General features: G+C 44.2%; 12 protein-coding genes. 9 read left to right on the plus strand and 3 right to left on the minus strand.

The window, feature by feature from the left end:
- The first annotated feature begins 217 nt into the window (after window positions 1-217).
- Both FPZ45_RS01780 and FPZ45_RS01785 read left to right on the plus strand, forming a co-directional pair.
- Window positions 218-1,519: a DUF262 domain-containing protein gene (locus tag FPZ45_RS01780; protein ID WP_144697771.1), complete on the plus strand. Its 1,302-nt coding sequence runs from the start codon at window positions 218-220 to the stop codon at window positions 1,517-1,519.
- Window positions 1,520-1,522: 3 nt separating this feature from the next.
- Window positions 1,523-3,310 carry a DUF262 domain-containing protein gene (locus tag FPZ45_RS01785; protein WP_144697773.1) on the plus strand — a complete coding sequence of 596 codons (1,788 nt, stop codon included), beginning with the start codon at window positions 1,523-1,525 and terminating at the stop codon, window positions 3,308-3,310.
- A gap of 64 nt (window positions 3,311-3,374) precedes the next feature.
- On the opposite strand, the gene FPZ45_RS01790 is transcribed toward FPZ45_RS01785, so the two are convergent.
- Together FPZ45_RS01790 and FPZ45_RS01795 are read right to left on the minus strand one after the other, a co-directional pair.
- Window positions 3,375-5,489, minus strand: a complete 2,115-nt coding sequence (locus tag FPZ45_RS01790; protein ID WP_246120274.1) for a multicopper oxidase family protein — start codon at window positions 5,487-5,489, stop codon at window positions 3,375-3,377.
- A gap of 19 nt (window positions 5,490-5,508) precedes the next feature.
- Window positions 5,509-6,015 carry a CopD family protein gene (locus FPZ45_RS01795; protein WP_246120275.1) on the minus strand — a complete coding sequence of 169 codons (507 nt, stop codon included), beginning with the start codon at window positions 6,013-6,015 and terminating at the stop codon, window positions 5,509-5,511.
- Window positions 6,016-6,218: 203 nt separating this feature from the next.
- Here FPZ45_RS01795 and FPZ45_RS01800 point away from each other — a divergent pair, with 203 nt between their 5' ends.
- The 4 genes from FPZ45_RS01800 to FPZ45_RS01815 all read left to right on the plus strand — a co-directional run bounded on the left by FPZ45_RS01800 (window position 6,219) and on the right by FPZ45_RS01815 (window position 10,302).
- A complete protein-coding gene (locus tag FPZ45_RS01800; RefSeq protein WP_144697777.1) occupies window positions 6,219-6,917 on the plus strand; it encodes a response regulator in 699 nt (232 codons plus the stop codon).
- Between the two features lie 19 nt (window positions 6,918-6,936).
- Window positions 6,937-8,265, plus strand: a complete 1,329-nt coding sequence (locus tag FPZ45_RS01805) for a sensor histidine kinase (protein ID WP_246120276.1) — start codon at window positions 6,937-6,939, stop codon at window positions 8,263-8,265.
- Window positions 8,266-8,657: 392 nt separating this feature from the next.
- The gene (locus FPZ45_RS01810; RefSeq protein ID WP_144697781.1) at window positions 8,658-9,560 is read left to right on the plus strand and encodes an alpha/beta hydrolase; all 903 of its coding nucleotides are present in this window, start codon (window positions 8,658-8,660) and stop codon (window positions 9,558-9,560) included.
- Between the two features lie 322 nt (window positions 9,561-9,882).
- Entirely contained in the window at window positions 9,883-10,302 is a 420-nt protein-coding gene (locus FPZ45_RS01815; protein ID WP_144697783.1) for a hypothetical protein, read from the plus strand.
- Here FPZ45_RS01815 and FPZ45_RS01820 read toward each other — a convergent pair.
- The gene (locus FPZ45_RS01820; protein ID WP_144697785.1) at window positions 10,241-10,738 is read right to left on the minus strand and encodes a hypothetical protein; all 498 of its coding nucleotides are present in this window, start codon (window positions 10,736-10,738) and stop codon (window positions 10,241-10,243) included. The two genes, FPZ45_RS01815 and FPZ45_RS01820, sit on opposite strands and share 62 nt — an antisense overlap.
- 1,287 nt (window positions 10,739-12,025) lie before the next feature.
- Here FPZ45_RS01820 and FPZ45_RS01830 point away from each other — a divergent pair.
- The 3 genes from FPZ45_RS01830 (at window position 12,026) to FPZ45_RS01840 (ending at window position 14,699) form a co-directional block, all read left to right on the plus strand.
- Window positions 12,026-12,220, plus strand: coding sequence for a cold-inducible protein YdjO-related protein (locus FPZ45_RS01830; RefSeq protein WP_144697789.1), 195 nt, complete (start codon window positions 12,026-12,028; stop codon window positions 12,218-12,220).
- A gap of 142 nt (window positions 12,221-12,362) precedes the next feature.
- Window positions 12,363-13,046: a TerC family protein gene (locus tag FPZ45_RS01835; RefSeq protein ID WP_144697791.1), complete on the plus strand. Its 684-nt coding sequence runs from the start codon at window positions 12,363-12,365 to the stop codon at window positions 13,044-13,046.
- A gap of 132 nt (window positions 13,047-13,178) precedes the next feature.
- On the plus strand, window positions 13,179-14,699 hold the full coding sequence (locus FPZ45_RS01840; protein ID WP_246120277.1) for an FTR1 family iron permease: 1,521 nt from the start codon (window positions 13,179-13,181) through the stop codon (window positions 14,697-14,699).
- The last annotated feature ends 2 nt before the right edge of the window (window positions 14,700-14,701 follow it).

Raw genomic sequence — 14,701 nt, forward strand, 5'->3', positions numbered from 1 at the left:
TGGGGGCTATGTTTATAATGCTCCCATAGGTTGAGACACGGGAGTGGAAAAAATAAGTTATAATGAAGCCATGGAAAAACGGAACGAATTTGCAGACCCTCGCGCACTGCGTAAAGGAATAGCTCTTTACTCAAACCCGAAATCGTAAGCAGCAGAAAGATTTTCAGAAAAATGCGACTGTCGACCAAATACTAGGTTCCTGATTGGGAGAAGAATAATGGCACTAATCCAAGATGAATTAAAAATAACCAAAGTAAAAGACTTGCTTGCTATAAATTTAACCTTGCCATCATATCAGCGACCATATAGTTGGAGCGTGAAGTCAACCAATACCTTATTTACTGATACATATGAGGCGTTTAAAGATGGAATCAATGAATATCGTCTTGGATCGGTAATTTTACACAAAGAACGTTCTGAAAAATATAATATTGTTGATGGGCAACAAAGGCTTACTACATTATCAATTCTGCTTTATTGTTTAGGCGATAACAAACAAAGTATGTTGAAAGAAAAATACAGCAAACTATCGAATGATGTTATTGTCACAAATTTTGGCGTCCTTTCCAAAAGAGCCAACGAATTAACCAATGATGAACGTCAAAAATATAAAGATTATCTTTTGAATCAATGCACCACGGTTCAAATTGTCACGGACAGTGAACAAGAGGCATTTCAGTTCTTCGATTCACAAAATTCTCGTGGTAAAGAGTTAGCGCCACATGATTTGTTGAAATCATACCATTTACGAGAAATGAATAGTGAAGATGAAACCCAAAAAGTTAAAATCATAAATAGCTGGGAAAACATGAACCAAGACGATCTGGACGATTTATTTAAAAGTTATTTGTATCCACTGACTCAATGGTATAAGGGAAAAGAAGGTTTAGGTTATTCTTCAAGTAAAATTGATTCTTTCAAAGGAATTAAGGGAGCAAATATCTACAATTATGCAATTTACCATAAAGCTAGTAATCTGTATGTAGAACAATTCAATGCTAATGGTAGTAATGAATTGCTTGCCTCAAAGTTTTTGAATCAATTCCAATTGACACAACCCTTGATTGCCGGGAAACGATTCTTTAATTACACACTTCATTACGGAAAATTATTAGAAAAAATACAAAAACAAATTAATCGCTTTCATGACCATGATCAAATTCCAAGCAAGCGTTCCGGCGATATTTACATTAAGCAGCTGTATGAATGCTCGTTATTATTCTTTGCGGATAGGTTTGGCATTGAGCGCTTAACCCAATCTGTGATGCAGCAACTTTATTCATGGTGTTATTCATTACGATTGGCAATGAATGCGGTGTATCCGCAGACCATCAATAAATATGCAAAAGGCCAGCATGAACGAGCAAATTATGGAATCGATATGTTTTCTGCCATCAGCGAAATGGCGGATCCAGAAGGATTGAAGTTACTTGTGCTTAAACAGCCAGATGTTGATGACAATAATAAAGAAAAATACAAAGCCGTGCATGAATTGCTTTGTGAATGGAATAGGTGGTAGGAGATGTCCAACGATTTAAAAATTATACCGGTATCGCATGTTTTTGAGAACATCAATTACCTAGTGCCGATTTATCAACGTAATTATGCTTGGAATGAAACGCAAATAGAACAATTGATTGAAGATATTGAAAGCTCTATTGACGGTTCTAATAAAAACTACTTCTTAGGGAATTTAATTGTTAATCAAACAGATAACAATGTTTACGAAGTGATTGATGGGCAGCAGCGATTAACGACTTTATATCTTATTGAGAAGTATTTGGGGATTGAATTTGCGAAAGAAGCGTTGCGATTTGAGGCTCGTGAAAAATCAAATCGTACCCTTTCTTATATCAGCGATAGTAGTAATCCGGAATTAATTGAAGAATTATCATCACCAGAAATCTTGCATGGTTTTCAAATCGTTGATAACTACTTCAAGAATAAAAATATCGACAAAAGCAGCTTTGTTCAAAAGTTGAAACGGGTTTTTCTTATACGAGTTCAAGTCCCGCAGAACATTGATTTAAACCATTACTTTGAAATTATGAATACCCGTGGAGAACAATTGGAACTTCATGAAATCGCTAAAGCTAAGTTGTTAGAAGTACTTGAAAGTGATCACGACAAAAATATAGCAGCACTGATTTGGGAAAAATGTTCTGATATGAATTCGTATGTTCAGATGAATTTTGATGTGAATGTGCGAAGAAGTATCTTTACTGAGAATTGGAGCTGTCTATGTCAATCAATTAAGGATTTTGATTCGATAAAAAGGAAAATTTCGATAGCGAATGAATCAGTAGATAAAAAATCTTTGATTGATATCTTGAGAGATAATGCAATGCTTAATGTGTCAATCACGCAATCCGAAGATGAGAACGAACGTTTTGAATCAACTATTTCATTTCCAAACTTCTTATTGCAAGTCAATGCTGTCATGAGAAAACTCGGAGAAGAAAATGCAAGTCTTGATGATAAACACTTCCTTAATAATCTATCTTGGGCATGGTCAACACCTGAAAAAGCAAAAGATTTCTTGTTCCACCTATTGAAATGTCGAGTGCTATTTGACAAGTATGTATTAAAACGTGAGTTTGCCAGAGATTACAAAGAAACGGGTAAATGGTCCCTGCAACGTTTAGGAAAATATCGTGATAACAAGAAAAATAGCGATAAACCTAAATACGTTGGTACATTTGGTGATGAAGGTAATGCAAATAAGAAGCTAAGAACACTTCAATCTTGTTTACGTATTACTTATACATCACCAAAAACTATGCACTGGATTACCGTTATTTTATCTATTTTGTTAGAAAACGAGGTAACTGACATTATTGCCTTGTTAGAAAACTATTGTAAGATGAAGGTTGATGAATCCGATTACCAAAACAGGAATGGTTTTGGAGTTGAACGAATTGTATTTTCGTATCTTGATTATTTAATTTATAGAGATGGTTATTCATATGGTGGAAAAGAAATCATATCACCATTTCAAGATGATTGGCAATTCCAGTTTAGAAGTTCCATCGAGCATTTCCAACCGCAACATCCGGTCGAAGGAGAAAGTTGGGAACATAACGACTTGAACGGATTCGGTAATCTAGCGTTAATAACGGTTTCGGGGAACTCTAAGTTTTCTAACTTGCCACCTGCTGGAAAAATCAATTCATATCCGAGTATCATCCATCAAAGTTTGAAATTAAAAGTCATGGAAAAAATGACAAGGCTTGGAGATGGGAAGTGGACAGAAGGAAAGGCAAGTAGACATAGAGATGAAATGTTCAACATTTTGGAAAATAAAGGGTAGAACACTTCAAATAATGAGAAATAATAGATTTCCAGCTACCCATTTGTGAACGCCCAATTCATTATTATTCCGGCAAATTCCCTGATCTCGTTCCTACTTCATAAGAAGGGATGATGTTGTCGTACATCAAGTGCAAGATCATCCCTGTCGCAGCATGGTCCAAGTTATGGCAGTGATCCATCCACATTCCAGGATTATCCGCGATAAATGCCACCTCATAAGTCTCGCCTGCATAGACATTTAACGTGTCGGTCATCCAAGGCGTCCTTACTTTCTTGCCGTTCTTCTTCAATACCGTCATATGATGCCCGTGAAGATGCATCGGATGCTCCGTCAGACTTCTATTCACGAATGTTGTTTTGACCCTGTCGCCTTCCTGGACGACAAAGGTTGGGATATAGGGGTATACTTCTCCATTAATTGTCCACAAAAAATTAAATTGTCCGTTATAAAAGCCCATCCTGTTGCCAAGGATCATCGTGAATTCCCGATCGAACCTGGTTGCGGACGTTAATTCGTTGACGATTGGCTTCCCATATTTTGTCGGATCGAACAAGTTGGATTCCGCTTTGAAGCTTGATTCCTTCGGCAGGGAACTCGTATCATCATCACCATAGAAGACGATGCCAGGATCCTCAGATTCCCTGTAGTCTCCGATTTTGAATTTTACGGGATGATCCGGCATCCTAAAGACGATATCATATCTTCCGCCAGATGCGAGTCTGAATGCAGTGTCATCGGACAATAGGTCCGGATCATGAATCCGCACGCCGTCAATGCTTGTAATTTGATAATCGACGCCTTGCAGAAGGTATTTTTGCGAGATGTTTTGCGTGTTGATAATTTTCAAATTTACCATTTTTCCGGGCTCCACTTGCTTGAATTGCATTTGATCCTCGGTTCCGAAGGCGATCTTCTTTCCTTGATCTGTTTCCCAATTATGATTGATAATCGTAAATTGTTCATCGTACTCGTCTATCCGGCCGCTTCTCGGCTCGACAATTAACGATCCGAAGAGCCCCTTCCTCACTTGCTCTGCAGCTTGCTGATGAGAGTGAAACCAATAGGTTCCATCCTGCATCGCCCGAAATTTATACGTAAAAGACTGCCCCGGTTTGACGACGTTCTGGGTCATTCCCGGCACGCCGTCCATCGCGTTCGGCACATTATAGCCATGCCAATGAATCGTCACGCCTTTGTCGATATCCTTGTTGAGCAGCTTTACTTCCACCATATCTCCATATCGCACGCGAAGCTCGGGGGCGATTTCTCCATTGTAGGTCCAGGCATCGATCTTCGCGCCGGAAGCAAGTGTTATTTCCCGCCTCTGCGCGACGAGTTCGAACGTGACATCCGCCGGATCGGAGATATCTCCCGTCAAAGCAGCCACTTCGACCATATTGGAATGATTGGAATGACCGCGCATCTGATGGACTGACATCATCGTAGGCGTTCCGCCCCCTTCATCAATCAGATGATGGTTCATCATATCGGTGGCTTCCGGCAATTTGGATAAATTCGCTCCCCACAAGACATGAACAACAATGATTACGACCGCAACAATTGCCGTTATGGCGGTCATCGCAGCGAACTTAATCAACCTTTTCCAAAATGGATGCAGGATGAGCCCCCTTCGTAAGACCACAACATATCTTCTCACGATGAAAAAAGCAGGCACGACCAGAATAAGCAGCAACAGAAAAGGTCTTTGCACGATTTCAAATAAGCTCGGCATAACCGCTTGAGCGACAACATTGCTAAAAGCATTTATACCGGAAGCCAATGCAGCTGCATAGAGCGGAATAACCAGCAGGGGATCCACTGTCTTGGCCAACGTCACTGCCGACAATTGCTCTTGATTTGCTTCGCCTAGACGCCTTGCCCGCGACAATGTGAAAACAACGACTGGCAAATAACCGGTAAGCGCGACGGGAACCATTCCCTTGATATTCCCTTCAATAATCAGCCAGTCATTTTGAATATAACTGATGATAAGTAGAGCCCCCCATAACCCGGCGATTGTGAGATTGATGTAGATGACCCCCATCAGAATCATTCTCCAGAGCCTTAGTCGCTGGTTATTTTTCGCATAAGGAAGCATCGTAACCAATAATCCAGCAATAGGCCATATAATCGCCATCAGAAATGTCAAAATCATATTGGAAAAAATGTGGAACAATTCATGACCCCCTTTCGCGCTATGATTTGGATTTGTTTAGCTTTGGTTTGATTTTGCCGAATGGTTTGAAATAAGAGATCGCCGTCATAAAAGCAAGCGCGACGATGTTTGCGATAGCGCCTCCGAGAAGGGAATAGCTTTTATCGAGAAATGCTGCATTAATCAGGGCAAGAGACCTTCCCTGGTCCGCTTCGCGAAGGAGCTGCGATAACCATGGGCTCAAATATGCGACCCCGAATAAAATTAAAACTATCGTCAAAATGAGTTTGGTTACAATCCAGTAATAATTAAATAGTCCCCAGTTTGTCCAAAGTGATAGCGCGAGACCTGATAAAAAGGCGACAAGCGCGGTATAGCGAATCAAGATGACATCGACCAAATGCATGTTTTCAAGGGTGTAATAAAGTTGCTCTCCATTATCGGAGTTCAGCATGTACAACCCGAGCATAAACATACAAAAAACGCCGCCGAACCAACTTATAATCGAAATGACATGAATCGTAATCAATAATTGCTTCTTTTTCAAAGATAATCTGTAGCTCATTGATCTGATCCTCCTATATCGTGTTTGTAACAGGCATTACAACTATACTAGCACCGGAATATTGCGAACTTGTGGAGACATGTTTGAGAGGTTGTGGCGCTTCCATTCGTCGAATCAAGTTGTTGTATAGTAAAATGTAGTTAAACTGGAACACGAAATAACGGAAAAATGAGCGAGGGACAAAAATGGGGATCAAAATTCTAATCATCGAAGATGAGGAGAAAATATTGTCGTTAATGGAAGATTTCCTTCAGACGGAGGGCTACGATATTGTTACCTCCAAGGATGGGAAAACCGCGGTCAGTCGATTTGTTGAGCACAAGCCGGATATCGTCATTCTGGATTGGATGCTGCCGCAAATGAACGGTCTGGATGTGTGCCGTTATTTCCGGCAAATCGGAGAGCCGGGAATTATTATGGTAACGGCCAAAACGGAGGAAACGGACAAAATCGTTGGCCTGGAGATGGGAGCGGACGATTATTTAACAAAGCCATTCAGCCTAAGAGAGCTTTCCGCTCGTATCCGATCCTTATTGCGGAGAATGAACAGAAGTGACAGCGGCGTACAGAGCAATGTGCTCAAGAGAGGCGATTTGACGATTTACGAGGAAAGCTTACAAGCATATAAAGGAGATCAGGAGCTGCGGCTAACACCGACCGAATTCAAGCTCCTTCATATGCTTGCGGCGAAGCCTGGCCGGGTATACAGCCGAATGCAGCTGCTTCAGCACGCTTTTGAAGAAGAATTCGTCATTGACGAACGGACGGTGGATTCACACATTAGCAAGCTGCGTAAAAAGATCGAGGACAATATCGATCAGCCTGTATACATTCAGACGGTTTATGGGTTCGGATATCGCTTTGGAGCGAAGCATGAAAATTAGAACGAAGCTTATGCTGTCGATGAGCATTCTGATCGTTTTCATCTTGTTCAGCCTGCTCGCTGTCACACATATCCAGTTTTTTATTGTCCGTGATCTTGCTTATTATAAAGACAAAGTCGCTTTTAAGTTGCTGCAAGAGGAATTTGAGCAATATTATGCGGATCACAATGATTCATGGGAAGGCGTCCATGATGAACAATTTGAACATAGCCGAGGTTTTGCCGAAATCGCCATGGTAGTGGGTGGCAAAACATTGTACCAGCAAGGACGGCTGGACATCGAAATCATGCAGGCCGATGGTTTTCATATCTCGTTACATGAACATGATCAGAAGATTGGCCGCCTTTTTGTTATGAACGACAGCCAGTACAAAACATATGAATTTAAAAACATGTGGTACAACATTCTCCCGAATACCCTTCTTGTATCCTTACTGCTGACTGCTGTTGCCGCTCTGGGCATCATCTTCCTGTTATCCTGGAGGATGACCCGTCCGATACGCAAAATTGTTGCAGGTATCCATGGGATCAGGCAAGGAGATGCAAACGTGATTTTCCCTGTCCGCAGGAAGGACGAGTTCGGGGCGATCTCAAGAGCGCTTCAGGAGATGAATCAAAGTCTCGCCAGCGCAGAACAATCCCGTAAGCAGCTATTATCCGATGTTGCGCATGAATTGAAAACCCCGCTCATGGTTATACAGGGCGAAATGGAGCTTGCTCAGGAAAGGGATGTCCCGCTTACCCCGGAAAAGCTATCGTCTCTGCTCGACGAAGTGTTGCGGCTATCCCGGCTGGTTCATGACGTGCTTGATCTATCCAAGCTGGAGGCCGGCGGCACAGAGCTTCGCCCAACGGCTGAAAATATAGTCGAGATGGTCAGCGTGCTGATCGAGAAAACGCAGTTTTTGGCCGAGGATAAGCATATCGGCTTATCCATGCATGCTTCAGAAGATGTGATCGAGGTCTCGGTCGAGAAATCTCGTATTCTTCACGCGCTATACAATATTTTAATTAATGCGATTCATTATACGAACGAGGGGGGACAAGTACAGCTTCATGTGGAACGGATGTACAGTCCAGACCTGCAGGATGAGGTTGTCCGGATTGTAATTGAGGATAACGGAGTCGGCATCCCACAGGAAGATCTGCCCCATATATTCAACCGGTTTTACAGGGCCGATCATTCAAGAAGTCGTCCGAACGGCGGTACAGGTCTTGGCCTGGCGATCGCGCAGCAAAACATTGTCGTACACAAAGGCTGGATCGAAGTACGCAGCGAAGCTGTAAAAGGTACGGCATTCTCGGTATTTTTACCAATAGCAAAAGAGCGTGTAAGAGAAAATCTATAAAACTATGTTTGTTGAAGCTAACTACCGGAATGATCGATCGAACACGTTTCATGCAACCAAGGCCATCGATCCAATGTACATCAACACTTGATCCCATCGAATATGTACGGGATGTAATGAGCGGTTTCTGATCTGCTTTTTCCGGCAGAGCAGAAACCTTTTTATTATTCAATATCTTTTTAAGCTGCTAATACTGGATGAGAAATTAATGATCAATTGGCGATGATATCACAATTTTTAAATTTAAGGCGATATACATTAAATAACTAGTTTTCATTTGAGAATACCCTAAACAGCCTATATATATCTATGTATTATCTACGTTTTAATCCTTATAATAAACATGTAACAAATAGGTAGTATCAATAGACAATTAAGTGGAGGAATGATATATGAAGGACTCATTGCGGAAAGCTCATCGTTTGTTCAAGGATAACTTGCCAAGTGCTGGGGCAACCGTTGAAGAGCTAAGGGTAGGGGTGGAAGCTATGTTTGCCCTGCTTCCTGTAGCAAACGATTTGGTTACGGAGAAGGTAGACATTGATGGATTGGAAGGGGAGTGGCAAATCCTTCCGGAGTCTGCAGAAGACCGCGTACTTCTATACCTGCACGGCGGAGGATTTATGTATGGCAGTATCAATTCATATCGGATCGAATCCAGTGAAATGGGGAGAGCGGCCAAAGCGCGCGTCTTGTCTATAAATTACCGTCTGGCACCGGAACATCCGTTTCCTGCTCCGATTGAAGATGCGTTGAAAGCTTATGACTGGTTGCTGAATCAAGGGTATCAGCCCCAAAATATAATCATTGGCGGGGTTTCGGCAGGAGGGAATTTAACTGCAGCCTTATTGATGCACATCAGGGATACCAAATCTCCTATGCCGGCGGGAGGGGTAATGGTTTCTCCATGGATTGATTTGGGACAAACAGGAGATACCTACATCACCAAAGAGGGAGTAGATCCGGTTGTTACCAAAGAAGCTCTCGTACAGTTGGCCGACAATTATTTAAACGGAGTTTCGCCCAATGTGCCATATGCGTCGCCGATTTATGGAGATTTAAGGGGACTGCCGCCTATTTACGTAATGGTCGGTGAATCGGAACTCATGCTAAGGGAATCTCTGACGTTTGTGGCTCAGGCCGCATTGGCGGGAGTTGATATCCGTTTCAGATCTTGGCCTTCCATGTTCCACAACTGGCTGAGTTTTTATTCCTCTTTGGAGGAAGCGAAAGATGCGATAATCAGTACCGGCAACTTCATGAATGAATTGTATGAGAAAAACCAAAGAGCATAAAAAATAATAAGAGCAATTACCAATTCATTGAAGAATCGGTAATTGCTCTTAGCATATTAGGAGGATGAAATGTTTCAGAATCGTTCTGACTTCAAGAGGTTGAATACAATCCAGATTTCTGTTCTTGATTTAGTACCTATTTATCAAGGAACTTTTTCTTCAACAGACGCATGCGGATGAATTGACCATTCAATGGAATTTAGGTGCAGTCTCCGTTATTTTAAATTAATTGAAATGACTAGAGTGACCGCTTTATGGACCGATTAGTCCTTATTTAATCAATGGCGTTAGTAATCGTATATCGGAGGCCGTTACAGTACTCGTGTTCGAGGTTTTGGTGGTTGTAAGGGTCTGCGGGACCGTTACAGTACTCGTGTTCGAGGTTTTGGAGGCTGTAAGGGTCTGCGGGACCGTTACAGTGCTTGCTTATGAGGTTTTGGTGGCTGTAAGGGTCTGTGGGACCGTTACAGTACTCGTGTTCGAGGTTTTGGCGACTTTAAGGGTCTGCGGGACCGTTACAGTGATCGTGTTCGAGGTTTTGGTGGTTGTAAGGGTCTGCGAGACCGTTACAGTGCTTGCTTATGAGGTTTTGGTGGCTGTAAGGGTCTGCGGGACCATTACAGCGCAAGTGTTCGAGATTTTGGTGGTTGTAAGGGTCTGCGGGACCGTTACAGCACACTTCACAAAAGATTGTTCGTATCTCCTGTTTGACGCCAACCATCCGTGCCTGCTCGGCGAATGACCAGCTCATTATCGGACTCGTTATAAGGATACACGTCTTGAATATGATTCGGGGACTGTATAAGCTTGCTGTAACGTATACCGTCCTGAAACGTTACAAACATATAGCCGTCGGATCTGACAGTCTGTCCGTTTTCCTCGTAAAAGAAAACAACGACTTGTATTTTACTAATGCTTTTGTCTTCTGGGAACGATTGCGGAACTTCCGCCCCTTCAAACTTCTGCTGCAGCAACATCAAGTCCTCTTGTTTGTCGTATAAAACCGTTAACTCTGGTTGCGTCCTGGTAGTTCCCGTGACATACTGGGACACCTGTATGGAAGCCAATTCTCCTTTGAGTTGAGTCGGGCTTTCGTGGCTGGTGGTCTCTTTAGACGTAGAACATGCCGAGAGATAGAAGATGACAAGGGCAGATAGAATAAAAAGTAACTTTCGCAACTGAGTAACCCCCGGTTATGGAACGATTTCGACGATATAGCGTAATTTTACAGTGAACCGGTGGAACCGCGCAATCAATCATTGTCGCAAAATGCATCAATGACGGCGGGGCGGACCGCGCGGCCCCGCTCATTGTCGCAAATTGCAGCAATAGCAGCGATAAAGGTAACGCAAACCGTCTCATAGTCGCAAAATGCAGCAATGGAGAGGAAAAAGTCGGCGAGCAATCACTCATTGTCGCAAAATACATCAATAGCGGTGAGGCGGGAGACGTAGCCCCGCTCATTGTCGCAAAATGAGGCAATGAGACCCGAGACGAACCCCGAAGGAGGAAGGGAAATGGCGATTCCCAAAAGAGACGTCCTGACATTGGCGATTTTCTCGATTCTAAGCGCTGTGTTCTTTCTCCTTGCGTTTCTGTTCACCGTAAAATATCGAGGGGCTGGATATGGAACCTCCGGCAACGGAAATGTTGGTTTGGTTTTCGTCGTGCCAGCTACAGTGCTCTATGCAGCCACATTGTTTTGCGTGTACCGGATAACTAAACGTTTTCCGATAGGCAAGCCGACAATGAAACTGTCCGTCATCGGATTAATCGCATTGTTGATTGCATGTTTATGGGGAGAATATGCGTCGATAAAACGGCTTCTTCGAGTGTTAGGAGGGGGACCCGGAAATCCCGGTTCGGTTATTTTCCGATACTTCATCCTTAATCAGTACACGAATAAATTATTTTTTAATTTGTTTACGTATATCGGCGGGATATCCGCGGTTTGTCTAATCGCAATAGCAGCAAGGTTTGTTGATCCCGAGAGACCGAGGGAATGTAAGCGGCAAATTGGGGAATGATATTCCCGGCCTACGGAAAGATTGATAACGATTGCCATTCATGGTATCCTCTAGAGGAAGGGCATCTCGCGGCAGGCGAGATGTCTTCGTTGCTATATGAGTTTTTTTACATTTAATGGGCTAGGCGGTGGTGCGATGTTCGATGTTTACTCCCCTGCCTTGGGGGACGCGTTTTGTGCAGGAGCGGAAGCTGTATTGTGCAAATCATGGAAATGGGGAGAGGTCGAATATGGCACGCAGAAACCGGGGCAACGTACATCTTGTGATGCCGGGAAGAGGAAGAGGACAGTGTCCGCGATGCGCAAGGTCAAGAATTAATCTGCTTTACGATCTAGTCGTGGGAGACGGCCCCGCGACGAAAGTGTGCAAGTATTGTCGGCCCGAAAAAATCGTTGAATCAAAGTCAGTGACTTTTTCTGAGAGAGGTGTTTATCCTTAATGGCTAAATACGGACGAACGAAGCAGTTTGCAGGAGAGATCGAAATGGTGGATACATCCGTGTGGGCATGCGCCAATCAAGGCTGCAAATGCTGGATAAGGGAGGATTATTCGTTCGCGGAAAATCCCCTTTGCCCGATATGCGAGTCCAGCATGGTTCGCGAAGTCCGCTCATTGCCCGAGATTCAAGGTTAACCGCTCAGTCTCATTTCGTGTTCCAATTAAAGCCTTCATCCGATCAGGATGAAGGCTTTTTGTTTTTCATAAATATGATTGAGTTCGATTTTGTCTACAATAGTATAGTTGTACCAAAATACAAGCCTCTGAGGAGAACAGAATGCTGGAAAATTTGTTGCTGTTAATGGAAATATTGCTCGTGAATATCGTGCTGAGCGGCGATAATGCGGTCGTGATTGCTATGGCGAGCCGGAATTTGCCCCCGAACCTGAGAAATCGTGCGATCTGGATGGGTGCGATCGGTGCTGTCGGCCTGCGAATCGTTCTATCGATCGTGGCGGTTGCGCTGCTCGGTATGCCTGCTGTTCAAATTGTCGGGGCGCTGCTCCTGCTCTATATCGCGTTCCACCTGCTCATAGATGAAGGCGCGGACAAGCAGGTCAAAGGAGGGGCATCACTCGGCAAAGCGGTCGGGATTATTCTTCTATCCGATATGATCATGAGCTTGGATAATGTCCTGGCGATCGCGGCTATTGCCAAGAATGAGGTGTGGTTAATGGCGGCGGGAATCGCGCTCAGTATTCCGCTTGTTATTTGGGGCAGTCAATTAATCCTTAAAGCGTTGACCCGTTATCCGTTTATCGTTTGGATTGGATCGGCAATTCTTGGTTATTCGGCGGGCGGGATGCTGGAAGATGTTCAGATGGTGAGGGACTTTCTTCCGTCGTGGGGAGATTGGGAATATGGGTGGCTGCCGTTCGCGACGGCGGTTCTTGTGTTATTGATAGCGTTCGTTTGGCGGTGGATGACTGTCGCCACATCCGAGAAAGCGGCCAAACATTAGCAACTGCAACAGCTATCGTTCACAATCTATCTATTGACACTCGCGCTACCTGAATCTATAATTACTTATCGTGAATGAGAATCATTATCAGCAATTTAGAGGCTGAATTATCGATTGCAAGGAGGCTACCGAATGGCGAACACAAGCCGGCCGAGGATGAAGAAAATGTATACGGCGGTTCGCGCAATCATTCTGATGTTGCCTCTTTTATTTGCGATGTCTTTCGCGTCTGTGGCATTTGCGGCTGGTCCAACTGAAGCGAAGGTCGAAGCCGTTATCGCCCATACAGATGAAATGATAGCAAACCTAGACCAGGGTAACGTTTCGCAGGCGGCAGAATCGTTCGGGCTGGTTAAGAAGTGGTGGACTCTAAATAAGAAAACGGTCAAAGAGAACTCGACGGACATGTCGCTCGAGATCGACCGCCAGATCGCGAGCCTGTCACTTGCGTTCTTGAATCAAGACGCAAGCCGGGCGAAAGAAGAAGCAGGCGCTCTGCAATTCTCGCTAAGGAATTACTCGGACGGAGCGTATACCGATAATAGCGGCAAGCAGCGGATGACGTTAACTTCTTATGTCATGAAGCTTCGCCATGCCGCCGACCTGATGAAGAAAGAGCAATGGCCTGAGGCACTGTCCGAAGTCAAGCTGCTTCAGCGCCAATGGCTCTCCGTCGAAGGCGACGTCGTCAGCCAATCCCAGACTGTGTACAATCACGCCGAGCGGGATCTTGTCTTGCTGGATGCGTATTTGTCCGGTTCGGATAAGAAAAATCAAGCGTTGCCGATCGCCGAGAGAATGATCGACTCGCTTTCGCCGCTCATGAATGCGCAATACTCATGGTGGGATGCCGCTTTGATCCCGCTGAGGGAAGGAGTCGAAGCACTTCTAGTTGTGGGGACGTTGCTTATGTACGCGAAGAAATCGGATTCAGCGCCAGCCAAACGTTGGGTCATCGGCGGTTCCGCCGCCGGCATTCTGCTCTGCATAGGGGCAGGTTTAGTCGTAACGTTCGTGCTGTCGTCGAGCGCGTTCGGAAATAACAATTCGCTCATCAACGGCTGGACGGGTGTGCTTGCAAGCTTGCTGTTGTTATATGTAAGCTACTGGCTGCATCGAAATTCTGACGTGAAACGTTGGAATAAGTTCCTACAGTTCAAAAGCACGCAAGCTCTGACGAGCGGCAAAATGATTTCGCTCGCGCTGCTTGCTTTCTTCGCGATCGTGCGCGAAGGATTGGAAACGGTCATTTTCCTGATCGGAATGACGGGCAAGATGTCCACTGGCGAGTTGGTTGGCGGCATTGCGACGGGATTCGGAATTCTGGCCGTGTGCGCAGTCGCGATGATCAAGCTGGGCTCGCGGCTTCCTGTACGTCCCGTTTTCCTCGTGTCCAGCGTAATCGTGTTTTATCTCTGTTTCAAGTTTATGGGATCGGGCATTCATAGCTTGCAGATGGCAGGGGTCATTCCATCAACGGTACATGACTATTTGCCGGAATACGGCTCTTTAAGCTTGTATTCTTCTTGGTACAGCACGTTGCCGCAATTGCTATTCGTACTTATCGCAGTTTTCGCGCTCGTGTATCAGAGAGTTTCTAGAGATAAAAGCAAGAAAGTCGACTTGTTATCGACTAGACCAGACGTCAATTAATT

This window comes from Cohnella terricola (assembly GCF_007786475.1).
In the GTDB taxonomy this organism is placed as follows: domain Bacteria; phylum Bacillota; class Bacilli; order Paenibacillales; family Paenibacillaceae; genus Cohnella; species Cohnella terricola.